The 403-nt window shown below is 63.5% G+C and carries 1 pseudogene; it reads left to right on the forward strand.

Annotated features, from left to right (window positions below):
- Nucleotides 1-40: 40 nt before the first annotated feature.
- Nucleotides 41-403: pseudogene (locus tag GSM73_RS27345) on the forward strand (metal ABC transporter permease); the annotation flags it as partial.

Here is a 403-nt window from a genome sequence, read left to right on the forward strand (position 1 = left end):
CCTGGTGGTGGTCAAGCGCTTCGCGTTTTTCTCTGAAGCCGTGGGCCACGCGGCGCTGACCGGCGTGGCGGTCGGCATCCTGCTCGGCGAACCCTACACCGGGCCCTACGGCAGCCTGTTCGGCTATTGCCTGCTGTTCGGCATCCTGCTCAATTACCTGCGCAACCGCACCGGCCTGGCACCGGACACGCTGATCGGCGTTTTCCTCTCGGTGTCCCTGGCCCTGGGCGCCAGCCTGCTGCTGATCCTGGCGGGCAAGATCAACGTGCACATTCTGGAAAACGTGCTGTTCGGCTCGGTGCTGACGGTCAATGGCAATGACCTGCTGGTGCTGGCGGTGGTCGGTTCACTGGTGATGGCTTTGGCGTTGCCGCTGTACAACCGCATCATGCTCGCCAGTTTC

Origin of the sequence: Pseudomonas sp. PICF6, from assembly GCF_009831705.1 — a bacterium.
In the GTDB taxonomy this organism is placed as follows: Bacteria; Pseudomonadota; Gammaproteobacteria; order Pseudomonadales; family Pseudomonadaceae; genus Aquipseudomonas; species Aquipseudomonas rhizophila.